The sequence below is a fragment of the Williamsia sp. 1138 genome (assembly GCF_002095435.2).
Classification (GTDB): domain Bacteria; phylum Actinomycetota; class Actinomycetes; order Mycobacteriales; family Mycobacteriaceae; genus Williamsia.
The window spans coordinates 94,258-116,728 of record NZ_MJEJ02000042.1 but is presented as its reverse complement, the minus strand read 5'-3'; the positions used below and the strand labels follow the sequence as shown (position 1 = coordinate 116,728).

Below are 22,471 nucleotides of genomic sequence, written 5' to 3'. Positions count from 1 at the left end.
CCAGATCTCGAACCCAACCTACAGGGATTGGATAATATTTACACATACAATAATGATTCTGAGTAGTCTCAGCTCATGGATACAGAGACAGCTGACCCCGGAAGTTCGTTCGGGGCCTCGTGGGATCCAGATGTCGCAGCCATGGTCAGCCTCCTCAAAGGTGCTGAGCCACTACGAAATCTGGGCGTTGACCGGGCACGCGATCTGCTGGAATCAATCAAACGCCCACCCGGACCGGATATGCACAGCGTGCGTTCCGCAACTATCGACGGCACAGCCGCACCCGTGCCCGTGCGCGTGTATCACCCACACGGCGTCCCGACGGAAAACGCCCCCGCATTGATCTGGTTTCACGGTGGCGGGATGATCATGGGCACGCTCGACTCGTTCGACCGACTGGCGCGCGAGGTGGCCGAGGCAACGCAGGCCGTGCTAGTCAACGTCGACTATCGACTGGCCCCAGAACACACTTACCCCGCAGCGAATGACGACGCTTATGCCGTTGTCTGCCGGGTGTATGACACGCCTGAAGAATGGGGAATCGACCCCCACCGCATCGGAGTCGGCGGCGACAGCGCGGGCGGAGGGTTGGCGGCCGCCACAGCCCTGCGGGCCCGCAACCTCGGGGGCCCGCCGCTAGCCCAGCAAGTTCTGATCTATCCCGGCGTCGAACGACGCCAGGACAGAGAATCGATGCGTACGTTCGGGCAGAGTCCGTTTCTGACGGCCGGGGACATCGACTGGATGAAGGACATGTACCTGGGCGAGGATCAATCCAATGATGATGAATACGGAGTGCCCGCGCTCGCATCGACGCTGGCGGGACTGCCGCCGGCAATCGTGGCATGCGGTCACAACGATCCGCTTCGAGACGGCGTGGAAGTCTATGGCCACCGTCTACAAGCCGCGGGCGTCCCTACCGCAATCCTGCGGTACCCGGGCGTTGGGCACGGATTCGTCATGCAGACTGCGAACTTCACGCGGGCGCGCCAGGCTATTGCCGACATCGGAGCACTTGCTGCCGCCCGGTTCTCCTCGTTTGGGTAGCGGTTAGGGCGCCGCGACAGCCTCATGGAACCGTGGGGTTTCATCAACTCGCAGGCGGCTCAAACTACGGAAGCTGATGAGCCACTTGCCGTCAACACACCGGTACTCCTCGTGATAGTGCCCGTAGCCGTGAAGATGCTCTTCGGTGCCGTCCGTATTGATCCACCAGAGCTTGTCCTCCATCGCCCAGACCCCCGTAGCCGTCGTATCCGACGTCAGGTCGATCTCAGGGGTGTGCCCATGGTGCACCGAAGTGATCTTCTTGTCGCCATCGAGGACCGCCTCGATGGTCTTGCCCAACAGTTCGTTTCCGACCACTCGGTTGGTGACACCGTCGGTTGTCGGCTGACCGTCGACCGGCAGGTCGGCGAAGGTTTCGGAAATGACGTCAGTTGTGTGAAAGGTGGGATACAAGTGCCACTGTTTGTTGTCCATGCATCGCAGACGAGCCGAGAAGACTCTTTTGATCTCTTCTAGAGCGAGAAGTTGTTCTACTGGTGAGAGTGTAAGTGTGTCGGCCATCTGCCGATGGTGACAAGTGCAGTACGAAGAGAGAATCGCACTTCCTGCAGAGCGGGAACTCCGATACGTGAACCTGCGACACGCTTATATGTTGATTCCGACCCGTCGACTTGAGGACACTTCATGACTCAGAACTTTTCCGACATCGCGGCTCTCGAGCAACGCGTGCGCATTATGGAGGACAAGTGGCAGATACTCGAGCTTCTTTCAGCGTATGGCCCGGCCGTAGACAGCGGCTCCGCCGACGACGCTGCGGCGTTGTGGATAGAAGACGGTTCTTATGACGTTGATTCCGGAATGCTCTCCGGTCAAAGCGATTTGAAGAAGATGATCAAGGGCGACCAGCATCAGGACTTCATCATGAACGGCTCCGCACACACGTTGAGCACACCGCACATCGAGTTGGCCGGCGACACAGCTGTCGCGACCGGCCACACTCAGTTGGTTGTGAAGGTGGCCGGGAGCGAGGCAGACTTCAAGGTCCTGCGAATCACCGCGAACCGTTGGGAGCTGGTGAGGGTCGAAGGTGGGTGGCGGATCGACCGCCGAATCGGGCGTTTGCTAGACGGCCGAGCGGAAGCGCGCGAGTTGCTGGCAGCAGCGCAAACGATCACACATGAAGAATCAGCGAACGCGCCGGAGGCGGCTGCCGACAAGAACGCAAAACGATGAATCTCGAGAAGTATGGCCCGTGGGCACTGATCGCCGGAGGGTCAGAAGGTGTCGGAGCCGAGTTCGCCACGCAGCTGGCCGAACAAGGCTTCGATCTGGTCCTGCTGGCACGCAAAGACGGGCCGCTACAGGAAACAGCGCAGGTAGCACGGTCTGCGGGTGTTGAAGTTCGCACACTGTCGATCGATCTACTCGACTCAAATGCGGGCGAACGAATCGCGGAGTTCACCAGCGGCCTAGAGATCGGTCTGTTCATCTACAACGCCGGCGCAAACACCTATGGCCACGAATTCGTCACTGGCGACCTCGACCGCTTCCTGGCTGTAATCGACCTAAATATCACGATCCAATTAAAGTTGGTGCAACACTTCGGCTCGCTGATGCGAGCACGCCGCCGTGGCGGAATCATTCTGGTGGGTTCACTCAGCGGATATCTGGGATCCGCGCAGATCAGCGTCTATTCCGCCGTCAAGTCGTTCTGCCGCACCTTCGCCGAGGGCCTATGGCTCGAGATGCAGGACCACAACGTCGACGTCCTGGAACTCGTGCTGGGTCTGACGCGCACCCCCGCCATGGACCGTGCCGGTCTCAAAATGGATGCGCCCGGCCTGAAGGTCTCCGAACCCAGGGACGTCGCCGCCCAGGGGCTGGCCGAACTCGCCAATGGGCCAGTCGTCGTCGTGCGGGGTTGGGAAGACGCCGTCGAGCGTAACAGCGGTCACAACCGGGCCGAGTTGATGCTCGAAGCCCGCGACGCCGCGCGAAAGCTATTGCCACCGCCGTCTGAATAAGGCCAGGGCGCCTATATTTCACGAAACGATTCAGCCTTCGTGGACGACAATGCTCTTGTATGAAATGCGCGACGAGTGCCTCGACGAGCGTCCACCACGTGGGAGAGCCCTTTTCGCAACCGTCGGGCTTTCTGAAAGGCTCCGAGCCATGAAACATGGAGTTGTGATTTTCACCAGCGATCGAGGCATCATGCCGGCACAGCTGGCGGTGGCAGCAGAAGAACGGGGTTTTGACGCAATATACGTCCCAGAACACACCCATATCCCAGTTGAGCGGGAGGCTCCGCACCCGGGAACGGGTGACGCATCCCTGCCGGACGACCGATACATGCGAACGCTTGATCCTTGGATCGCTTTGGCGACAGCTGCTGCCGTCACCGAAACAATCCACCTGTCCACTGCCGTCGCGCTCCCTGTGCAACACGATCCCATCGCTCTGGCCAAGACGATCGCCACACTCGATCATCTCTCAGGCGGCCGGGTCAGCATCTGTGCCGGCTTCGGATGGAATGCTGACGAACTGACCAATCACAATGTTCCGTTCAAGCGGCGGCGCACGGTACTCAGGGAGTATGTGGAGGCGATGCGGGCTTTGTGGACTCAGGACGAGGCATCGTATGACGGTGAATTCATCTCCTTTGGGCCATCGTGGGCATGGCCGAAGCCCAAGGGACACATACCGTTGATAATTGGCGCTGAAGCGGGTCCCAAGACCATCGAGTGGATCGCGGCGAATGCAGACGGCTGGATGAGCACTCCACGCACCGATGACGTCCTGGCACGTGCCGGAGAACTCAATCAGGCGTGGCAGGCGGCTGGTCGTAGTGGTAGTCCGATCATTCGGGCACTCGCACCAGACCCTGACCTGATCGACGAGTATGAGGCCGCGGGTGTCACTGATGCTGTTTGGGGAGTCGGAGGCGGCTCCGAAGAGGAAGCTTTCCGGATCATGGACGAGGTCGCCGAGAGGTTCAATCTGTGAATAACGGGCCCGAATCAGCACACGCAACTGAGACAGTGCGGTACTTGGCCGACCGCCAGGCGATTCTCGACGTAGTGTCGCGATACTGCCGCGGTATTGATCGAATCGATGCGGACCTCGTTCGCAGTTGCTACCACGAAGGCGCTGTTGATCATCACATAGGCTTCACCGGAACCGTAAATGAGTTCATAAGTTGGTGCTTTCCGCTCCTCAGGGAGCTCGGCGGTACACGCCATGTGATCGCGAACCATCTATGCGAGGTGAATGGCGATGTTGCCGTGGCAGAGTCGTACGTTCTCGCCTACCACTGGCAGGAGCCGTACGATGACCGGGAGAGAAACTTTGCTGGCCACGGCCGATACGTAGATCGATTTGAGCGAGGTGCTGACGGTCATTGGCGGATCGCAGCACGGACCGCGTTGGCAGATATAGCGACACCTATCTTGCCGATGCCGGTTCCCGCTGCAGATCCTGACGCGTCCTCGACACAAGATCCTTCGTACTCGGTTGCCGAAGCGGCATTCAGAGAACTTCGCGTCGACGAAGGCAAACCCATCTCGGCCTTTGTCAAGCACGGCTCCACGTGAGTGAGATCAGAAGACCGACAGCGGCGGCGATACCAACTCTGATGCAGCAGCGGGCCGAACGTGAGGACGACTGAGCTGAACACGGCCACCAGAGGCTGTGACCGCCACGTCAGCCGCCGATGTGATCATGTTCGACGAGCGCGAGCGCAACACCCTCATACCGCGCCGACAGCGCGGTCCCAGCAGCGATCAGCGGTCTCGTGTTGCGCAGCGTCCGTGCCATCACAAACGCACCCTCGAGCGAACAGACGATCGCGGTAATCGCCTCTTCGGCCATCTCCGATTCCACACCGCGGCTCTCGAAGTACGCCTGCCCCAACGTGATCCAGTCGGTGAACACCCCTGCAGCCGCACGCCGAAGCGAGTCGTCGGAGTTCGCGACCTCCCCCGCGACCGTCGACACCGGACACATGTTGGCGAAACCGGTCTGCTCGGTGACCTCGGCGGCCTGGGCGAACGCAGCCCTGATTCCCGCTCCGAGATCGACCTGATCGGCGAGCACCGCCGGGATGACAGCTGCATACGCGATGCCCGCATTGACCAGGGCCTCCCGCGCAATCTGCGACTTCCCTTCAGGGAAATGATGGTAGATCGAGCCGATCGGAGCGCCGGAGCCAGCCACGATCTGCTTCATACTCAGGGCCGAGTAGCCGTGGACGCGCATGAGTTCGATCGCGGTCGTCAAGATCGTTTCTCGCGTATCTCTTGCCATCCTTACCTCCTTCCTCCCATACTAGAACAGTCACTCTAGAACAGTCGCTCTAGTTTCTGGGAGGTCCGATGCGCACGGTTGAGCTCGAGGCGGGCACCATCGAGTACCGCGAAGAAGGCGATCCGAACGGGCCGCCGGTGGTGTTCACGCACGGATTGCTGATGAACGACCATCAGTGGGATCTCGTGTTGCCTCTGCTTCCCAACGGTTTTCGTTACCTGCTGCCGGTACTGCCACTCGGTGCGCACCGGATACCGATGAACGCCGGCACCGATCTGACGATGCCGGGGATGGTCGCCATCCTGTCCGAGTTCCTCAGTTCCCTGAAGTTGCAGGATGTGACACTGGTACTCAGCGACTGGGGCGGTCCCCTGTTTCTGCCGGAGCTCTCGAACGGCGAACGAATCAGCCGCCTGGTGATCTGTCCCGCCGAGGCCTACGACAACTTCCCTCCCGGGTTCCCCGGCAAGGTCGTCAAGGTGGCAACCTCGGTACCCGGCGGGATCCTGTTCGCGCTCCACCAATTTCGCAACCGCGTCCTTCGCCGGACACCGATGGTGCTGGGCCTGATGGCCAAGAAACCTATCTCCCACGAGATCATCCGGAAGTGGACCGACCCAGGGATAGCGTCGGCGGGCGTTCGCCGCGACGTACTCGCCTACTGCAAAACAAGGTTCGACAAGGCGGCGCTCATCGCCGATACCGAGAAGCTGCGCGACTTCACCGGACCGGCTCTGGTGATCTGGGCACCGAGAACCAACGTGATGCGTCGCGAGCACGGCGAGCAGCTCGCGAAACTACTCCCCAAAGGAAGCCTCGCCGAGGTCGACGACGCCTACGTATTGATCATGCTCGATCAGCCGGAGCGCACCGCCGAGCTCATCAGTGAGTTCTTGCAATCCACCTGACCGACAAACGCTCCGGAAATACGAAGACGCGCCACGTATTTGTGGCGCGTCTTCGTATTTGTGGAGCGTATGCGAAAGCGGTGGGTCAGGCGAGCGCGGCGTCCGGAACCCGGGTCGCGCGAACGTAGACCTCGTCACCGTCGTTCAGCCCGAGCGCGGACGCATCGCCGCGGGTGATCTGCGCGTGGAAGTCCTCGCCGGTGGCACCGTTCTCCAGCTCGACGCGCACCTCGAAGCCCAGGTACACCACGCGCTTGACGCGGGCTTTGAGCACGCCCGTCTCGGCCGCGTTCGGCTCTGCAGACTCCAGCGCCAGGTCAGGCGTACGTCCGACGCGAATGTCGTGCGGGCGCACCAGGACTCCGTTGAGCTTGGCGACAGACCCGAGGAATGACATGACGAACTTGTTGTCGGGGCGGTCGTAGAGATCGGCCGGAGAACCGATCTGCTCGATGCGGCCCTTGTTCAGCACCGCGATCCGGTCGGCGACGTCGAGCGCCTCCTGCTGATCGTGGGTGACCAGCACGGTCGTCACCTGCACCTCGTCGTGCAGCCGCCGCAGCCACGCCCGCAGGTCCTCACGAACCTTGGCGTCGAGGGCACCGAACGGCTCGTCGAGCAGGAGCACCTTGGGGTCGACCGCGAGTGCCCTGGCCAACGCCATGCGCTGCCGCTGACCACCGGAGAGCTGTGCGGGGTAGCGGGTTTGGAAGCCTGCGAGTCCGACGACCTCCAGGAGTTCGTCGACCTTGGCCTTGACCTCGTCCTTCGGACGCTTGCGGATCTTCAGGCCGAAGGCGACGTTGTCGCGCACCGTCATGTGCTTGAACGCGGCGTAGTGCTGGAACACGAATCCGATGTCGCGGCGCTGCGGCGAGACCGTCGTCACGTCGTCGCCGTTGATCAGCACCGTGCCCGAGTCGAGTTGATCCAGACCGGCAATGGCCCGCAGCAGGGTCGACTTTCCCGAACCCGACGGCCCGAGAAGCGCTGTCAGGGAGCCGACCGGGATGTCGATCGAGACATTGTCGAGTGCGGCAAAGTCGCCGTATCGCTTGTTCGCATCAATCACCGAGATCGTCATACCAGTTCACTCTCCTGCGTTTTCGGGGCTGTCTCGCTCGGGGCGGTGACCGCGTCGGTCTCGTTGCTCGCCTTGCGACGTTCGATTTTGTTGGTACCGGTGCGCTTTTCGACCAGGGTCATGAGCAGCAGCACCAGGATTGCGATCATCATCAGTAGAGTCGCGGCCGCATAGGCGCCGTACTCGTTGTAATCGTCGGTGTACCGCGACGACACCAGCAGCGTGAGGGTTTGCGAGACGCCCGGCAGGTTGGACGACACCATGATCACGGCCCCGTATTCACCGAGTGCCCGGGCCACGGTGAGGACGACACCGTAGGACAGGCCCCACCGGATGGCCGGCAAGGTGATCCGCCAAAACGTCTGCCAGCCACTGGCACCGAGGGTCGCAGCGGCCTCTTCCTGCTCGGTCCCGATCTCACGGAGCACCGGCTCGACCTCGCGGACCACAAAGGGCAAGGTCACGAACAGGGTCGCCAGCACCATGCCCGGGAGCCCGAAGATGACGGTGAACCCGGCGCTCTCCAGACCGCCGAACCAGCCCCCGTATCCCCACAGCAGGATCAGCGCAACGCCGACGACGATCGGCGAGACCGCGAACGGCAGGTCGACGATGGCCTCGACGACCCCGCGGCCGCGGAATCGTCCGCGGACGATGGCGAGCGCGGTGAACACACCGAAGACCACGTTCAGCGGGACCACGATCGCGACGATCAACAGACTCAGCTGCAGTGCCGAGATCGCCGCAGGGGTGGTGATCCACTCCCAGAACTGAACGATGCCGTGTTCGAAGGAGCGGTAGAAGATCAGCGCCACCGGCACGACCAGGAGGACGAACAGATACAGGAGCGCAATCGTGCGCAGGGTGAGTCGGGGGAATGTGGACAGTTTCATCGGCTCTGCTCCTCGCGCTTGGACGTGCGGCGACCGACAATGCGCAGCACCAGGAGCACCACGAAGGCGATGAGCAACAGCACCACCGAGATGGCAGAGGCGTCGACGGGTGAGTCGATCTCGATCTGCTGCTGGATGTACTGCGACGCCACCTGGGTGTCACCCGGGATGTTGCCGCCGATCAGGACGACCGAACCGAACTCGCCGATCGCGCGGGTGAATGCCAGGCCGGCACCGGAGAGCACTGCAGGAGCCAGCGCGGGGAAGATGATCTTCCACCAGATGACCCAGTTGGTGGCGCCGAGAGAGGCTGCGGCCTCCTCCACCTCTTTGTCGATCTCGATCAGCACGGGCTGCACCTGGCGCACCACGAACGGCAGGGTGACGAAGGCGAGCGCGATGACCAGCGCCGGCCGGGTCGCATTCAGTTCGATGTCGATCGGGCTGTTCGGTCCGTAGAGCGACAGCAGCACCAGGCTGGCGACGATCGTGGGCAACGCGAACGGCAGGTCGATGAGCGAGTTGACGAACCGCTTGCCGGGAAACTCGTCGCGGACGAGAACCCAGGCGATGAGGGTGCCCATCACGACGTTGATCAGAGCCACCACCAGCGACACGAGAACGGTCACCTTGAGCGTGGCGATCGCGTTCTCGTCGGTGATCGCGGTCCAGAACCCGCTCCATCCGTCGTCGAACGCCTCACTGGTGATCGCGGCGAGCGGCAGGAGCACGATGATGCTCAGCCACAGACCCGCGACACCCACGCCGAGCGGTCCGACGCTGCCCCACGTGCGTTTTGCCGGCCCCGACGGCAGCGGTTTGAGCGGTGTAACCGTGGTTGTCATACCTTGCCTCCGGCGTCATAGATCTCCGTGATTGCGCCCGATGTTCCGAACAGCGCCTTGTCCACCGCGGGCCACCCCTTGAGGTCTTTGCCCTTGTTCTCCTCGGCTGTGCCCTCCCCGAGCACCGCACCGAGTTCCTTGATCGTCCACAGCTTTGCGATCTCACCGGGGAACAGGTCCTTGGTCTCCTCGATGACGGTCTCGTCGACCGGCCGAAAGCCCTGCTCCGCCCAGATCCGCTGCGCGGCAGGTGTGAAGAGGTAGCTGACGAACTCGTTGGCGGCTTCCTTCTCTTTGCTGAAGTTCACCACCGCGACCGGGTTCTCAATCTTGAACGTCTCCGGAGGGATGACGTAGTCGACCCGTTGACCCGGCTTCGCGGTCGCGTTCTGGTTCTTGAGGAAGATCGCTTCGTTCTCGTAGCTGATCAACACGTCGCCCTGCCCCTGCTCGAACGCGGTGGTCGCCTCACGACCCGACTTCGGCTGGATACGGGTGTGGTCACGCACCAGCTCGGCCACGTAATCCAAACCCGCCTGCTCGTCGACGCCACCATTGCTCTTGGCGGAGAACGGAGCGAGCAGATTCCACTTGGCGGAGCCGGAACTACCCGGGTTCGGGGTCACCACCTGGATACCCGGCTTGAGCAGGTCGTCCCACGTCCGGATGTTCAGGGGATTTCCCTCCCGAACGACCAACGCCACGACAGATCCGAACGGGGTGCTGCCGTTCGGATACTGCTCGGCCCAGTCCTTGTCCACCACACCTGCTTTCACCAGGCGGGTGATGTCAGGAGCGACCGAGAAGTTGACGACGTCGGCAGGAACCCGGCGCGCGACCTTCCGAGACTGATCTCCGGACGCGCCGTAGGACGCGGCGAAGCCGATGTCCTTTCCTTCCTCGGTGTCGCGGAACGCCGGGATGATCTCGTCGTAACCGATCTTGGGCACCGCATACGCGTACAGATTCAGGTGCTTGGAGCCACTGGAGATGTCCTGGCCGCCGGGCTCATCGGTGGAGCCGCCACCGCAGCCGGACAGCACCAGCGCGGAGACGGCGAGAACGATGACCGAAGCGGCGGCGGATCTACCTGGCCGGCTCCGCCCTCGCTTTCGCGGTGCGGATCGAGCGGATCGAAAAAACACGGTTGTGTCCCCTAGTTTTGTTCAGGTCGGAATCAGTTGTGTTCAGGTCAGAGTCTTCAGATGCTGATCGGCGGCAGAACGAAGCCCGCGAGAATGTCGATCAGCGACACAGAACGTCAAAAACGCAGCGATAGTCGACCGCGAACAGCGCCAGGGTGTGGCGCACGCGGTAACCGCCGGGTGCTGACATAGGCGGAACATTAGCAGCTGAAATTCGGGTCAGAACGCTACGAGTGAGGCCTTGCTCACGTCGCATTCAGCGCAGCAACAACCAAGCCACGACGACGAGCACGATCAGTGCGATCAACGCCACGGTCACCTTAGAGCGGGGCATCACTGTTCTCCGGGGTCGACGTCAGCGGATTCGCGGCGGTCCAGGAGCCGGAACGAGCCGTCTACCAGGAGGTTCATCAGATACGAAAGTCCGATGGCAAGTGGTACGACGATCGCGGCGGACACCAGGATCTGCGGAACGAAGGACAACGACGTCAACCATTCCTCGACGCCGTCCCACCATCGGGTCACTTCATCCACTCCGTCACCCTACCGCCTCGACTTTTGTTCACGGTGATTCAAAATCCTGCACCGCCCTGACCTGGCCGCCGGATCGCCAGAAAATGGCTGTGACGAGAATTGTCGCATCGGTGGCAGACGGCATCGCCCGACAGCATGATAGATCCATGACAACCACATCCGAGGGCAGCAGTAACACTGACCTCACCGCCGCCGGACCGAGAACAGCGTCCCACGGTGGCAACTCACCACTGAACAGCCCGTCGCCGGCCTCGGCGCCCCCGGTGGCGCAAAACGCGTTCCCACCGATCGGTGACTACGCGTTCCTCTCCGATTGCGAGTGCAACTGTCTGATCGCTCGCAACGGTTCAGTCGAGTGGATGTGTGTCCCACGCCCCGATTCGCCGAGCGTCTTCGGAGCAGTGCTCGATCGCAGTGCCGGTCACTTCAAGCTGGCGCCGTACGGGGTCAACGTGCCGGTCGATCGTCGTTACCTGCCCGGCAGCCTGATGGTCGAGACCACCTGGCAGACCGATACCGGGTGGCTGATCGTTCGCGATGCACTCGTGATGGGTCCGTGGCATGACAACGAGGCGCGCTCGCGCACACACCGCCGGACCCCGACGGATTGGGACGCCAAACACATCCTGCTCCGGACGGTGCGCTGTGTGAACGGCACCGTCGAACTGGCACTCAGTTGCGAGCCGGCCTTCGACTACCACCGGGGCGGCACCAAGTGGGAATACTCGGGCCCGGCGTACGGCGAAGCGATCGCAACCGCCACCGGCGTGAAGGGTGACGCCCAGTCACTGCGGTTGACCACCAGTCTCAAACTCGGTCTCGAGGGCCGGGAAGCGCGGGCCCGTACTCGAATGGTGGAGGGCGACAACGAGTTCGTCGCGATGAGCTGGGGAAGCCCTGCTGCCCCGCAGGACTGGGCCGAAGCAGCCCAGATGATGTGGGAGACGTCCGAGTCATGGCGGCAGTGGATCAACGTCGGCCGGTTCCCGGACCATCCGTGGCGCAACTATCTGCAGCGCAGCGCTCTCACCTTGAAGGGGCTCACCTACTCCCCAACCGGCGCCCTGCTCGCGGCAGCCACGACATCGTTGCCGGAAACTCCACACGGAGAACGTAACTGGGACTATCGCTACGCCTGGGTGCGCGACTCCACCTTCGCACTCTGGGGCCTGTACACGCTGGGACTGGACCGTGAGGCCAGCGACTTCTTCTCGTTCATCGCCGACGTCTCCGGCGCGAACAACGGCGAACACCATCCGCTGCAGGTGATGTACGGCGTGGGCGGCGAGCGCACCCTCGAGGAGTCCGAGCTCAACCACCTGTCCGGGTACGACGGCGCGCGACCGGTCCGCATCGGCAACGGCGCCTACGACCAACAGCAACACGACATCTGGGGCACCATGCTCGACTCGGTGTACCTCAACACCAAGGCCACCGAGACGGTGTCGGAGACCCTGTGGCCCGTCCTCAAAGCTCAGGTGGAAGAGGCGATCAAGCACTGGCGCCAGCCCGACCGCGGCATCTGGGAAGTGCGCGGCGAGCCCCAGCACTTCACCTCGTCGAAGGTGATGTGTTGGATCGCCCTGGACCGGGGTGCCAAACTCGCCGCCATCCACGGCGAGAAGTCGTACGTGGTGCAGTGGACCGAGATCGCCGAGGAGATCAAAGCCGACATCCTCGAGTTCGGGGTCAACGATCGCGGCATCTTCACCCAGCGTTACGGCAGCGATGCCCTCGACGCCTCGCTACTGCTCGTACCGCTCCTACGTTTCCTCCCCGCCGAGGATCCGCGGGTCCGCAACACCGTCCTCGCCATCGCCGACGAACTCAGCGAGGACGGCCTCGTCCTGCGCTATCGAGTCGAAGAGACCGACGACGGGCTCTCCGGCGAGGAGGGCACGTTCACGATCTGTTCGTTCTGGCTGGTCTCGGCCCTGGTCGAGATCGGGGAGCTACCGCGCGCCAAGGTGCTCTGTGAGCGGCTGTTGTCTTTCGCGAGCCCGCTCAAGCTGTACGCGGAAGAGATCGAACCGCACACCGGTCGCCACCTCGGCAACTTCCCGCAGGCGTTCACCCACCTGGCCTTGATCAACGCGGTCATGCACGTGATCCGCGCCGAAGAAGCTCAGGGGCACGGCACCTTCATCCCCGCAAACTGACTCCCGCCCCCGAAAGTGGGGCCTTTTGGCGACGCCCACCAGGGCTTTTGCTCGCCAAAAGGCCCCACTTTCGGGATCAGGTGGGTAGCAGGCCTCGGCGGCGCAGAAGGGGGTCGATCTCGGCGGGGCGGCCGAGCAGTTCCTGATGCGCCACGATCGGATCGACGCTGTCACCGCGGGACAGGGTGGTCTCGGCGAATCGTTGACCCAGTTCTGCCGACAAGCCGCCACCGGTCAGGAACCACTGTTCGGTTTCCGCGTCGAGGACCTCGGACCAGATGTACGAGTAGTACCCGGCCGAGTACCCACCGCCGAAGATGTGGTTGAAGTACGCGCTGCGGTACCGCGGTGGGATCAGGTCTGCTGCGGCGCCCGCCTTGGTCAGGGCGGCTTTTTCGAAGGCCTCGACGTCGGTGATGTCGTCGTCGACGGTGACCCGGTGCCACGCCATGTCGAGGATCGCCGCCGCCAGGTACTCGATGGTTCCGTGCGCGGACTCCACATCTGCGTTCGCACGGGCGGCGTCCGCCAGTTCCTGCGGAATCGGGGCACCTGTCTCGTGGTGCTTGGCATACTGCTGCAACACCTTCGGGTGCAACGCCCACATCTCGTTCACCTGTGACGGGAACTCGACGAAGTCACGGGGTACCGAAGTTCCCGACTGCGACGGGTAGCGCACGGTGGACAGGAGCCCGTGCAGGGCATGACCGAACTCGTGGAACAGCGTCGTCAACTGGTCCATCGTGAGCAAACACGGTTGCCCTGCTTCGGGTTTCGTCAGGTTGAGAACGTTGACGATGACCGGTCTGGTCTTGAGCAGCAGACTCTGGTCGATGAAATTGTTCATCCACGCCCCACCCCGTTTGCTGGGCCTGGCGAAGAAGTCCCCGAGGAACAGACCGATGGACGCATCTGACCGATCGAAGACCTCCCATACGCGGACATCCGGGTGATACGTCGGCAGACCAGCTCGCTCGATGAACCGCAGGCCGTAGAGCTGACCGGCCGCGAAGAACACACCCTGGGTGAGCACCCTGTCGAGTTCGAGGTAGTCGGAGAACCCACCCAGCGGGACCGCCGAGCGTTGCTGCTCGTCCTTGGCCAACCAGTAGGTGAGATCGGAGGGACTGATGTCCGTACCGACATCCTTTGCGAGCCGGGTGAGTTCACGGCCACCGGCGCGCATCGCCGATGACATCAGGTCGGTCAACAGATCTTCGACCGCCTCCGGGCTCGGTGCGGTCTCCTCCGCGATGACGAACTCGGCGTGATCGCGATAGCCGAGTAACCGGGCACGTTCGGCGCGGAGCCGGACGATCTCGAGAACCATCTCCCGGGTGTCGTTCGGACCGCCTCGCGCACAACGGTTCACCGATGCGTCGAACACTCGTCGACGCGTTTCCGGATCTTCGAGCGACGCCACGGTGGATTGACTCGTCGGTAACTCGATGGCGAGCAGGAACCCGGAGTCGTGCCCTGCTTCGGCCGCCGAGCGGCGTGCAGCGGCGATCTGTCCGGACGAGAGGCCGGCGAGCTTGTCCACGTCGTCGACCAAGACCGCAGAGTCGTTGCTGTCGTCGAGGATCCGTTGGCCGAATGCAGTGGTCAGCGTGGCCAGTCGTTCGGAGATCTCTCTCATCCGGACCTGGCCCGCGTCATCGAGGCCGGCGCCTGCGCGGATCGATCCCCGGTGCCGCTTCTCGAGCAACCGAAGTGACGGCTCGTCGAGGTCGAGGGATTCCCGGTTCTCGAACAGCGTGTTGATCCGGGCGAACAAGCCTGGATGCAGCGCGATGGTGTTGCCGTGCGCGGTCAACTTCGGCGCGAGCACCGTGGAGATGTTGTTGCGCTCGGGGTTGGTGTCAGCGCCACTGAGGTTGAAGAAGATGCCGGCCGCCCGCGCGAGCAACTGACCGCTGGTCTCGAGCGCTTCGATGGTGTTCGCGAACGTCGGCTGCGCCTTGTCACCCGCGATCTTCTCGGCCTCCCGCAGGTGTGCGGCCATCGCCTCGTCGAAAGCAGGCAAGAAGTCGTCGTCACTGATCGACGGGAAATCAGGCAGGCCGTGCAGGTGCGGGCTCGGGGCGAGAACCGGGTTCGAAGACATGAACCCGATCCTAGTGTCGCTACTTGCCCTTCGGCTTGTCGCTCGCAGCATCGGAGGACAGCGCGGCGACGAACGCCTCCTGGGGGACCTCCACGCGGCCGATCGTCTTCATCCGCTTCTTGCCTTCCTTCTGCTTCTCGAGCAGCTTGCGCTTACGGCTGATGTCGCCGCCGTAGCACTTGGCGAGCACGTCCTTACGGATCGCGCGGATGTTCTCGCGGGCGATGATCTTCGACCCGATGGCAGCCTGGATCGGCACCTCGAACTGTTGACGCGGGATCAGCTCTTTGAGCTTGGTCGTCATCTTGTTGGCGTATCCGGCGGCGCCGTCCTTGTGGACGATCGCGCTGAACGCGTCCACCGCCTCGCCCTGCAACAGGATGTCGACCTTCACCAGGCTCGAGATCTGTTCACCCGCCTCCTCGTAGTCGAGGCTGGCGTAACCGCGGGTGCGCGACTTCAGTGAGTCGAAGAAGTCGAAGATGATCTCTGCCATCGGCAGCGTGTACCGCAGTTCGACGCGCGTCTCCGAGAGGTAGTCCATCCCACCGAGTTCACCGCGGCGGGACTGGCACAGTTCCATGATCGAGCCGACGAACTCGCTGGGCGCGATGACGGTCGTCTTCACGATGGGCTCGTAAATGTTGCGGGCCTTGCCCTCCGGCCAGTCCGACGGGTTGGTGACGACGTGCTCGGCGCCATCCTCCATCTCGACCCGATACACGACGTTCGGCGCGGTCGAGATCAGGTTGAGCCCGAACTCGCGCTCCAGCCGTTCCCGGCTGATCTCCATATGCAGCAAACCCAGGAATCCGCAGCGGAAACCGAACCCGAGGGCCACCGAGGTCTCCGGCTCATAGGCCAGCGCGGCGTCGTTGAGCTGGAGCTTGTCGAGCGCTTCGCGCAGCACCGGATAGTCGGAGCCGTCCACCGGGTACAGGCCGGAGTACACCATCGGACGCGGTTCGCGATAACCGGTCAGCGGCTCGACGGCACCGTTCTTGGCCAGGGTGATCGTGTCACCGACCTTGGACTGCCGGACGTCCTTGACACCGGTGATCAGGTAGCCGACCTCGCCGACCCCGAGGCCCTTCGACGGCTTCGGGTCAGGCGAGACGATGCCCACCTCGAGCAGTTCGTGTGTCGTTCCCGTCGACATCATCTTGATCTTCTCGCGTGGCACGATCTTGCCGTCGACGACACGGACGTAGGTCACGACACCGCGGTAGGTGTCGTAGACGGAGTCGAAGATCATCGCGCGGGCCGGAGCGTCGGACTCTCCGACCGGCGCGGGGATGAGCCGGACCACTTCATCGAGCAGTTCGGTGACGCCGACTCCGGTCTTGCCCGACACCCGCAGAACGTCGCCGGGTTCGCAGCCGATGATGTGCGCGATCTCGGCGGCATAGCGATCGGGGTCGGCAGCGGGCAGGTCGATCTTGTTGAGGACCGGGATGATCGTCAGGTCCTTGTCCAGCGCCAAGTACAGGTTCGCGAGCGTCTGGGCCTCGATGCCCTGGGCGGCGTCGACAAGAAGCACCGCACCTTCACAGGCCTCGAGGGCGCGCGACACCTCGTAGGTGAAGTCGACGTGGCCCGGGGTGTCGATCAGATGCATCACATAGTCGGTGCCGTCGACATTCCACGGCAGCCGGACGTTCTGGGCCTTGATCGTGATGCCGCGTTCGCGCTCGATGTCCATGCGGTCGAGATACTGGGCGCGCATGTCGCGACCTTCGACGACCCCGGTGACCTGGAGCATCCGGTCAGCCAACGTCGATTTGCCGTGATCGATGTGGGCGATGATGCAAAAGTTCCTGATCTTGGCCGGATCAGTGAACGTGGTATCGGAAAGCCTGGGAATTGAACTCACTCCTCGTGTGGAACGCGTGACCCCCAGTTTCTCATGACCCGCGCCTGCTTCTGCCATTCGGTGCGCCCGGAGAGCGGTTAGCGTGAGAACATGGCCGTCATCGATTGGGACTCCGAAGGCGTGGTCGGGGCGCTGCATCGACCGTCCGGGACCGCCGCAGCAGTGGTTGTGCTGGCCCATGGGGCAGGCAGCAACCACAACGCCGTCATCCTGCGAGCGCTCGCGGAGGCCCTGACCGAACGCGACGTGGCGGTGGCGCGCATCGATCTGCCCTACCGCCAGAAACGCCCCAAGGGGCCGCCCAGCCCGTCAGGTGCGGCCGCCGATCGCGCAGGGATCGTCGCCGCGTGCGAGGCCTTCCGCGGCGAGTCCTCCGGTCCGCTCATCGTCGGCGGACACTCCTACGGTGGCAGGCAGGCGTCGATGGCGGTGGCCGAGAACGCCGACATCGCCGACGGTCTGTTGCTCACCTCCTATCCGCTACATCCCCCGGGCAAACCGGACCGCCTGCGCACCGAGCATCTGCCCTCGATCAGTCGGCCGACGCTGGTGGTTCACGGGGCCAGTGACCCGTTCGGCTCCACCGACGAGTTGACCTCCGCACTCGGCCTGATCGAGGCGCCGACGCGGCTGATCGACCTGCCCAAAGTCGGCCACGACCTCAAACCGGACCGTTCCGGCGCGCCGGCGCTCACCGCCGACGCCGTCATCGAGTTCTTCGGGGTCGGTGCATAGGCTGTCGGAATGGCTGGAAAATTCACCTCGCTCGCGATGTCCCTGGCCCGCCGGCACGGTCCACGTCTGCTGAGAGAACTGACGAAGTCGAGCAGCACGCCGACCGAGCGGCCTGCTCCATCGGGTAGGACAGCACCATCTCGCAGCGCACCCACCGAGAACCGGGCCCGCCGCATCGCCTACTCCCCCGCCCTCGACGGCGCGGCCGATCCGGGCGAAATCGTCTGGACCTGGGTCGAATTCGAGGACGACACCACCCAGGGCAAGGATCGACCAGTCCTGGTGGTCGGCCGCGACGGCGCCGACCTGCTCGGGTTGATGCTGTCGAGCCAGGATCATCACCGCGGCGACAACAACTGGGTCAACATCGGCGCCGGCGACTGGGATCGCGAGCGACGCGAAAGTTTCGTGCGCCTCGACCGCGTACTCAACATCCCCGAGCACGGCATCCGCCGCGAAGGTGCGATCCTGCCCCGCGGTCAGTTCGATCGTGTCGCCGATGTTTTGCGACGCAGCTACAACTGGCAGTGAGCCCCCGGGCCCTCAGGCCAGCGGCGCCAGCGTCCACTCGTTGACGAACTCGAGCCCGCTGCGGACGAACAACTGACTGACCGGGCAGCGACGCTCGGTCTCGGAGACGAACCGGGCGAACTGCTGCTCGGTCGCGTCTGACTCGACGGTGGCTCGCACGGTCACCTTGTCGAAGTTGGCGTTGCCGTCGGCGCCCTGCACCAAGACCGCGGTGTCGAGGTCGCCCTGGACCTCAAAAGAGAACTGACCCAGAGAAATTCCCAGGTCTTTGGCGACCAACGACGCCGTCACCTGATTGCACGAGGTCAGCGCGCCCAGTGCGTAGAACAGGGGGCTCGGTGCCTCGTCTTTGCCGCCGAACGCCGGGTAGGCGTCGGTGTCGAACTCGTGGCCTTTGCCCGAGGTCACCAGATGCTGGGCGACCCCGGCACCGGTGGCGGACACGACAAAGGGAACAACGGATTGTTTTGCTGCGGTGGTCATTACACGAGACTGACAGACCACCGACCGACAGCGCCGCCTTAAACCCAACCAGATTCCACTGCTGGTCCTCAGGCCAGCCGCGTGATCTCGACCTTCACCTCGAGGTCCTTGGCGCCGGCGCCGGTGTAGATGCCCTTGAGCGGCGTGACATCCGAGTAGTCGCGGCCGACACCCACCGACACGTGCTGCTCGGAGATCGACACGTCGTTCGTCGGGTCATAACCCCACCAGCCGCCGGTCCAGGCCTCGATCCAGGCATGGCTCTGGCCCTCGACGGTGCGGTTGATCGTCGCCTTGCGATTGGGATGGAGGTAGCCGGAGACGTAGCGGGACGGAACGCCCAGACTCCGCAACATCACCAGGGACAGATGGGCGTAGTCCTGACAGACGCCCTTCTTCTCTTTCCAGGCCTCCACTGCGGAGGTGTGTACGCCGGTGGTGCCGGGCACGTACTCCATCTCCTGATGGACCCACTGACAGACCGCGAGGACGGCGTCCTGGGGATTCATGCCCTTGGTGAGGCGTTTGGCGACCTGCGCCAACTGCCTGCTGTTCGGTACATACCCGGTGTTGCTGAGCACCTCGTCGTATCGATCGAGCACCTCGTAGGCGCCCAGGCCCTCCCAGTCGACCTGTTCTTCCTCGGTCGGCATCTCGTCGGGCTCGGTCTCGACCACCGACAGCCCGGACACCTCGAGCTCTTCGTGAGGAGCGTGTAGGTCGAAGGCGGTGACGGCCGTTCCCCAGTAGTCGGTGTAGCGGTACGACCTCGTCGCCGGGATCGTCTCGACCCGGTTGATGATCACGTTCTGCCGGGCATCGCTGCGCGGCGTGAGCCGGGCTTCGTTGTATGACGAGGTCACCGCTGCGTTGTAGGCAAAACCGGTGGAATGCACGACCCTCAGGCGCCAGCTCACAGTTCACTCTCCTCGATGAATCGGTCGACGGAATCGCTCGCCGAGGCGTCGGCCCACGCGACGTAGGGCGACACGTGGAAGTACTGAGCGGTCACCGCCTCACTGACCTCGCGACAGGTTTCCTGGAGGTCGATCAGTCGTGGTTGCAAGTCGTCCAACAACATTCCCGGTTGCATGAACTCGAGGCCGCTACGGGCACGGCCGAGCAGACGTTGCGCCTCTGCCTGCGCGCCGACCCGGCTCGGCCGGTTGTCGAGTTCGAGGAGTTGCTGCTCGGCCAGACTGATCGCATGGAAGACCGATCGGGGAAAGAGTCTGTCCAACAACATGAACTCGACGACCCTCGTCGCGTCGAGGGCACCGCGGTACGTCCTCAGATAGGTGTCGTGGGCACCTGCCGAGCGGAGCACGGTGACCCACGCCGGCGAGCCCGACCGGTCCCCGGCCCGCGACAACAGCATTCGGATCGTCATGTCCACGCGCTCCACCGAACGACCGAGGAGCAGATAGCGATATCCGTCGTCGTGGCTGAGCGTCGCATCTGCCAGTCCGGCGAACATCGCGGCGCGGTTCTTCACGTACGAGAGAAACTCGTAGGGACCCAGTTTCCGGGCCTGCCGCTCGGCATCTCCGAGACCGTTGTAGGTGGTGTTCAGGCATTCCCACATCTCACTGGAGGTGACTTCTCGTGCACCACGGGCGTTTTCGCGTGCCTGCCCGACGTTGTCGACGATAGAGCCCGGCTTGTTCTTCGAATAGGCGACCCGATCGGTGAGCGACCATGCGTCGAGTTCCTCGTCCTTCGGTGGCAATTCCATCCCGAGGACCTGCAGCACCAACCGACAGCGACGGTCGGGATCGACCGTGGCGTCCTCGAGCAGTTGGTGAACCGCGACGTCGAGGATCCTGGCGGTGTCGTCGGCGCGCTCGACATAGCGGCCGATCCAGTAGAGCGATTCGGCGTTACGGGCGAGCATCATCGGCGCACACCACCCTGCTGCTGTTGTTGTTGCTGCTGTTGCTGTTCCTGTTGCGACGAGGTGTCCGGACCCTGTTCAGTCGGGGTGCTCGGCGCCTGTAGGGCGTCACTGCTCACCAGTTCTTCACCCGAGAGTTCCCGCTCTTCGGCCGATGTCCGGGACGCGAGCACCCACGTGTCCTTCGAACCACCACCCTGACTGGAGTTGACCACCAGTGACCCCTCCGGCAGGGCGACTCGAGTCAGCCCACCCGGCAACACCCATACCGATTCGCCGTCGTTGACCGCAAAAGGCCTCAGGTCCACGTGCCGCGGCGCGAGCTTGCCACCGATCTTCGTCGGAACCGTCGACAGCTGCACCACCGGCTGGGCGATCCAGCCGCGCGGATCGAGTCGGACCTTGCGCGCCAACACATTCAACTCGTCGGCAGTGGCGTCCGGACCGAACACGATGCCGTAGCCCCCTGAACCCTCGACGGGTTTGACGACGAGTTCGTCGATACGATCGAGAACCTCTTCGCGCTCGTCGTCGAGCCAGCAGCGCAGGGTGTCGACGTTGCCGAGACTGGGTTTCTCGCCGAGGTAGTACTCGATGATCTCCGGCACGTAGGTGTAGGTGAGCTTGTCGTCGCCGACACCGTTGCCGACCGCGCTGGAGATCACGACGTTTCCTGCGCGCGCAGCGTTGAGCAATCCGGCCACGCCCAGCATGGAGTCGGGGCGGAACTGCATGGGATCGAGGAAGTCGTCATCGATGCGCCGATAGATGACGTCCACGCGCTGCTCACCTTCGGTGGTCCGCATGTAGACCACGTTGTCGCGGCAGAACAGATCTCGACCCTCGACGAGCTCGACGCCCATCTGACGGGCCAGGAGCGAATGCTCGAAGTAGGCCGAGTTGGCGACACCTGGCGTCAGGACCACGATGTTCGGGTCCGCCTCGTTGAAGGCCGCCGACGCGCGCAGTGCGCGCAACAGGTGCGTCGAGTAGTCGCCCACCGCACGGACCCGGTGCGAGGCGAACAGATCCGGGAAGACCCGGGCCATGGTGCGGCGGTTCTCCATCACGTAAGAAACACCTGACGGTGAGCGCAGGTTGTCTTCGAGAACCCGGAAGTCGCCGTGCTCGTCGCGAATGAGGTCGATCCCGGCCACGTGGATACGCACCCCGTTGGGCGGTTTGATGCCCATCGCCTGGCGATGGAAATGCTCACACGAGGTGATGAGGCGTTTCGGCACGACCCCGTCGCGCAAGATCTCCTGCTCCCCGTAGACATCGTCGAGGAACATCTCCAGAGCCTTCACGCGCTGGGTGATGCCGCGTTCGAGTTTCGCCCATTCTCCGGCGGAGATCACTCGCGGGACGACGTCGAGCGGGAAGGGACGTTCCTGTCCCGAGTGAGAGAACGTGATGCCCTGGTCGATGAACGCGCGACCCAGTGCGTCGACCCGGGTTTCCAAGTCGGCCCCGTCGTAGCTGCCCAGTGCCTTGTGAATCCCCTTGTACGGACCGCGCACATCGGCCTGATCGAACATCTCGTCGTAGGCGGCGCCGTACGGACCGGTGGCGTAACCGTTGAAGATTCCCGACGCCGCAGTCGGCCGGCCGTCAGCCTTGGTGGGAGCGCGTTTCGCCGGGGCGCTCCCACTACTTTGCGACCCGGCAACCTTGGCAGGCTTTTTCTTGCCGTTCTTCGTCTCACCGGACACCTTGGACGCAGTGGCGCGGTTGGCCACGGCGCGCTTTGAACCTGCTGCTGTTGCGGCACTCATGTGACACATGTTGCCGCAAGAGGCTGCTCTCGGCAGTCCTGAGCGCAGGATTGCCTCAGATACACCAGGGCGAGTGTGTCAGGATTTGGGTCGCCATCGGTGCGGCTGGTAACATCATTCGCTGGCGCTGAGTCAACGGTCGAGCACTGTTTTCGGCTTCGTCTCGCGCCAAACCATTGTCTTTGAAGCTAA

22 protein-coding genes are annotated in these 22,471 nt (G+C 63.3%); 9 read left to right on the top strand and 13 right to left on the bottom strand.

The genetic code is table 11. The annotated features are described in order from the left end of the window. The first annotated feature begins 75 nt into the window (after positions 1-75). Entirely contained in the window at positions 76-1,047 is a 972-nt protein-coding gene (locus BH683_RS13215; RefSeq protein WP_084836716.1) for an alpha/beta hydrolase, read from the top strand. Positions 1,048-1,050: 3 nt separating this feature from the next. Here the strand turns inward: BH683_RS13215 and BH683_RS13210 are convergent, their stop codons facing one another. Beyond that, a complete protein-coding gene (locus BH683_RS13210) occupies positions 1,051-1,569 on the bottom strand; it encodes a nuclear transport factor 2 family protein (RefSeq protein ID WP_084836715.1) in 519 nt (172 codons plus the stop codon). A 123-nt stretch (positions 1,570-1,692) separates the two neighbouring features. Here BH683_RS13210 and BH683_RS13205 point away from each other — a divergent pair, with 123 nt between their 5' ends. From BH683_RS13205 to BH683_RS13190, 4 genes are all read left to right on the top strand, one after another. Then, positions 1,693-2,241, top strand: a complete 549-nt coding sequence (locus BH683_RS13205) for a nuclear transport factor 2 family protein (RefSeq protein WP_084836714.1) — start codon at positions 1,693-1,695, stop codon at positions 2,239-2,241. Further along, on the top strand, positions 2,238-3,032 hold the full coding sequence (locus tag BH683_RS13200) for an SDR family NAD(P)-dependent oxidoreductase (protein WP_084836713.1): 795 nt from the start codon (positions 2,238-2,240) through the stop codon (positions 3,030-3,032). Before BH683_RS13205 ends, BH683_RS13200 begins: the two co-directional genes overlap by 4 nt. A 148-nt stretch (positions 3,033-3,180) precedes the next feature. Then, a complete protein-coding gene (locus tag BH683_RS13195) occupies positions 3,181-4,014 on the top strand; it encodes an LLM class F420-dependent oxidoreductase (RefSeq protein WP_084836712.1) in 834 nt (277 codons plus the stop codon). 44 nt (positions 4,015-4,058) lie between these two features. Further along, positions 4,059-4,601, top strand: coding sequence for a nuclear transport factor 2 family protein (locus tag BH683_RS13190; RefSeq protein WP_168187039.1), 543 nt, complete (start codon positions 4,059-4,061; stop codon positions 4,599-4,601). A gap of 109 nt (positions 4,602-4,710) precedes the next feature. Here the strand turns inward: BH683_RS13190 and BH683_RS13185 are convergent, their stop codons facing one another. Then, positions 4,711-5,313, bottom strand: a complete 603-nt coding sequence (locus BH683_RS13185; RefSeq protein WP_084836710.1) for a TetR/AcrR family transcriptional regulator — start codon at positions 5,311-5,313, stop codon at positions 4,711-4,713. Positions 5,314-5,381: 68 nt separating this feature from the next. On the opposite strand from BH683_RS13185, the gene BH683_RS13180 reads away from it, so the two are divergent. Further along, positions 5,382-6,221, top strand: a complete 840-nt coding sequence (locus tag BH683_RS13180; RefSeq protein ID WP_084836709.1) for an alpha/beta hydrolase — start codon at positions 5,382-5,384, stop codon at positions 6,219-6,221. An 85-nt stretch (positions 6,222-6,306) separates the two neighbouring features. Here BH683_RS13180 and BH683_RS13175 read toward each other — a convergent pair whose 3' ends face one another. From BH683_RS13175 to BH683_RS13155, 5 genes are all read right to left on the bottom strand, one after another. Then, entirely contained in the window at positions 6,307-7,305 is a 999-nt protein-coding gene (locus tag BH683_RS13175; protein ID WP_084836708.1) for a sulfate ABC transporter ATP-binding protein, read from the bottom strand. Then, a complete protein-coding gene (cysW, locus tag BH683_RS13170; protein ID WP_084836707.1) occupies positions 7,302-8,198 on the bottom strand; it encodes a sulfate ABC transporter permease subunit CysW in 897 nt (298 codons plus the stop codon). Before cysW ends, BH683_RS13175 begins: the two co-directional genes overlap by 4 nt. Then, positions 8,195-9,043 (bottom strand): sulfate ABC transporter permease subunit CysT, encoded by an 849-nt coding sequence (cysT, locus tag BH683_RS13165; protein ID WP_084836706.1) that lies wholly within the window; start codon positions 9,041-9,043, stop codon positions 8,195-8,197. Before cysT ends, cysW begins: the two co-directional genes overlap by 4 nt. Continuing rightward, positions 9,040-10,110 (bottom strand): sulfate ABC transporter substrate-binding protein, encoded by a 1,071-nt coding sequence (locus BH683_RS13160; protein WP_094647469.1) that lies wholly within the window; start codon positions 10,108-10,110, stop codon positions 9,040-9,042. Before BH683_RS13160 ends, cysT begins: the two co-directional genes overlap by 4 nt. A gap of 411 nt (positions 10,111-10,521) precedes the next feature. Then, positions 10,522-10,722 carry a hypothetical protein gene (locus BH683_RS13155; protein WP_084836704.1) on the bottom strand — a complete coding sequence of 67 codons (201 nt, stop codon included), beginning with the start codon at positions 10,720-10,722 and terminating at the stop codon, positions 10,522-10,524. A 146-nt stretch (positions 10,723-10,868) separates the two neighbouring features. On the opposite strand from BH683_RS13155, the gene BH683_RS13150 reads away from it, so the two are divergent. Then, positions 10,869-12,881 (top strand): glycoside hydrolase family 15 protein, encoded by a 2,013-nt coding sequence (locus BH683_RS13150; protein ID WP_084836703.1) that lies wholly within the window; start codon positions 10,869-10,871, stop codon positions 12,879-12,881. Positions 12,882-12,957: 76 nt separating this feature from the next. Here BH683_RS13150 and BH683_RS13145 read toward each other — a convergent pair whose 3' ends face one another. Together BH683_RS13145 and lepA are read right to left on the bottom strand one after the other, a co-directional pair. Continuing rightward, on the bottom strand, positions 12,958-14,988 hold the full coding sequence (locus BH683_RS13145) for a M3 family metallopeptidase (protein WP_084836702.1): 2,031 nt from the start codon (positions 14,986-14,988) through the stop codon (positions 12,958-12,960). A gap of 19 nt (positions 14,989-15,007) precedes the next feature. Continuing rightward, positions 15,008-16,918, bottom strand: coding sequence for a translation elongation factor 4 (gene lepA / locus BH683_RS13140; RefSeq protein WP_084836701.1), 1,911 nt, complete (start codon positions 16,916-16,918; stop codon positions 15,008-15,010). A 33-nt stretch (positions 16,919-16,951) separates the two neighbouring features. On the opposite strand from lepA, the gene BH683_RS13135 reads away from it, so the two are divergent. Together BH683_RS13135 and BH683_RS13130 are read left to right on the top strand one after the other, a co-directional pair. Beyond that, on the top strand, positions 16,952-17,596 hold the full coding sequence (locus tag BH683_RS13135; protein WP_084836700.1) for an alpha/beta fold hydrolase: 645 nt from the start codon (positions 16,952-16,954) through the stop codon (positions 17,594-17,596). A 9-nt stretch (positions 17,597-17,605) separates the two neighbouring features. Continuing rightward, positions 17,606-18,127 (top strand): type II toxin-antitoxin system PemK/MazF family toxin, encoded by a 522-nt coding sequence (locus tag BH683_RS13130; RefSeq protein WP_084836699.1) that lies wholly within the window; start codon positions 17,606-17,608, stop codon positions 18,125-18,127. A gap of 12 nt (positions 18,128-18,139) precedes the next feature. Here the strand turns inward: BH683_RS13130 and BH683_RS13125 are convergent, their stop codons facing one another. The 4 genes from BH683_RS13125 to BH683_RS13110 form a co-directional block, all read right to left on the bottom strand. Continuing rightward, entirely contained in the window at positions 18,140-18,610 is a 471-nt protein-coding gene (locus BH683_RS13125; protein WP_084836698.1) for an OsmC family protein, read from the bottom strand. A gap of 68 nt (positions 18,611-18,678) precedes the next feature. Then, the gene (locus BH683_RS13120; RefSeq protein ID WP_084836697.1) at positions 18,679-19,527 is read right to left on the bottom strand and encodes a transglutaminase family protein; all 849 of its coding nucleotides are present in this window, start codon (positions 19,525-19,527) and stop codon (positions 18,679-18,681) included. After that, positions 19,524-20,504, bottom strand: coding sequence for an alpha-E domain-containing protein (locus BH683_RS13115; protein ID WP_210405209.1), 981 nt, complete (start codon positions 20,502-20,504; stop codon positions 19,524-19,526). Before BH683_RS13115 ends, BH683_RS13120 begins: the two co-directional genes overlap by 4 nt. After that, positions 20,504-22,279 (bottom strand): circularly permuted type 2 ATP-grasp protein, encoded by a 1,776-nt coding sequence (locus tag BH683_RS13110; protein WP_084836695.1) that lies wholly within the window; start codon positions 22,277-22,279, stop codon positions 20,504-20,506. Before BH683_RS13110 ends, BH683_RS13115 begins: the two co-directional genes overlap by 1 nt. Between the last annotated feature and the right edge of the window lie 192 nt (positions 22,280-22,471).